This window comes from Methylobacterium sp. WL19, assembly GCF_008040005.1.
Lineage (GTDB): Bacteria > Pseudomonadota > Alphaproteobacteria > Rhizobiales > Beijerinckiaceae > Methylobacterium > Methylobacterium bullatum.
The window spans coordinates 1-1638 of sequence record NZ_VRVC01000257.1 but is presented as its reverse complement, the minus strand read 5'-3'; the positions used below and the strand labels follow the sequence as shown (position 1 = coordinate 1638).

The 1638-nt window shown below is 67.8% G+C and carries 1 protein-coding gene; it reads right to left on the bottom strand.

Annotated features, from left to right (window positions below; all coding sequences use genetic code 11):
- Positions 1-616 precede the first annotated feature (616 nt).
- Positions 617-1363 carry a YebC/PmpR family DNA-binding transcriptional regulator gene (locus tag FV220_RS24895; protein WP_018041971.1) on the bottom strand — a complete coding sequence of 249 codons (747 nt, stop codon included), beginning with the start codon at positions 1361-1363 and terminating at the stop codon, positions 617-619.
- Positions 1364-1638 lie beyond the last annotated feature (275 nt).

The window sequence follows — 1638 nt, the reverse complement described above, 5'->3', positions numbered from 1 at the left end:
GGGTGGGACGTCCTGCCAACGCTTCGGTGATCGGGACCTCGTTCAAGTCCAGAAGAACGTCGGGCAAAACCGCCGGTGTCTTCTCTTTACGGTGCTCGACGGTCATTCGCGCCTGACGCTATTGGATGACGCGACGCATGCAACGTCGGCCCGCATCACCGGACTTCATTTACGACCCGGGCGGAGACACGAGCGCAGTATCGTCGCATGGATCGGGGGATGGATGCGGATATCGTCGTTCCATACCCGTCCGATCGAAGACGAACCAAACCACGTTCGCCTGCCGCCGGACGTCCCGTTCCGGTCCGCGATTTCCCCGCAGCGGTCGGGCGACACGCCACCATGACAGTCCTTCCGGCCGATCCCAGACCTCTGCCCGGTCCGACGATCACGGTCGGGCCGGCCTGACGAGGAGAGGCGGCGAGGCGATGCCTCACGTCGGTGCCGTCGCGCGCGGAGACGAAGGCGTGTGCATCCCCTCGCCCCGCACGCGGGGAGGGTGAATTCCCTCCTCGGTTCGAGGGCGAGGCCATGCACGATCGCTCTTCCCCGACCCGATTCGGATCGATCCGTCTCGGGCAATCCTCAGATCGAGGGGAAGGGTAACGGTGGCCCTTCAGCCTTCGAGCTTGGCCACCAGCGCGTCGGAGAGGGCGAAGTTGACGTAGACGTTCTGGACGTCGTCCTGGTCCTCGATGACCTCCACGAGGCGGATCAGCTTCTCGCCGGTCTCGTCGTCGACCTCGATGGTGTTCTGCGCCTTCCAGACCAAGGCCGTGCGGCGCGGTTCGCCGAACCGGGCCTCCAGCGCCTTCGAGACCTCGCCGTAGGAATCCTGGGCGCAGGTGATCTCGTGGCCGTCCTCGGAGGAGCGCACGTCGTCGGCACCGGCCTCGATGGCGGCTTCCAGCATGGTGTCGGCATCCGCCACCGAGGCGTCGAACTCCACCACGCCGACATGGTCGAACATGAAGGAGACGGCCCCCGTCTCGGCGAGGCTGCCGCCGGACTTGGTGAAGGCCGAGCGTACGTCGGAGGCGGTGCGGTTGCGGTTGTCGGTCTGCGCCTCGACGATGAGGGCGGCGCCGCCCGGGCCGTAGCCCTCGTAGCGGATCTCGTCGTAGCTCTCCGCGTCGGCGCCCGAGGCCTTCTTGATGGCGCGCTCGATATTGTCCTTGGGCACGTTCTCGGCCCGGGCCGCGATGATGGCGGCGCGCAGGCGCGCGTTCATCGCCGGGTCGGGCATGCCGAGCTTGGCCGCCACCGTAATCTCTCGGGCGAGCTTGCCGAAGATCTTGGAGCGGACCGCGTCGACGCGGCCCTTGCGGTGCATGATGTTCTTGAACTGGGAATGGCCGGCCATGGCGTGACCTTGGATCGATACGGAGGTGGAACGGAGGAGCACGCATGCGTCGCCGCAGCGGTATTTGGCCGGGTTATAGGCCGGGTCCGCCCACGGAGGCAACGCGAGCGCGCCCGCCGCGTTGGCGGGGTAGGGCTTTTCCGACCCCGGCGGATACGAACATGGCGACATCCCCCCGAGACGACGGGGCCGGGCGACCCTGGTGGCGCCTCGCCCTCACCGCCGGCCTCGGTCTTCTCGCCGGGGCGACGCTGTTCCCCCGGCCGGCGAAGGGG

What these genes read in the sequence shown, in the direction of transcription:
- FV220_RS24895 (WP_018041971.1), bottom strand. Translation starts at nt 1,363, where the DNA reads ATGGCCGGCCATTCCCAGTTCAAGAACATCATGCACCGCAAGGGCCGC.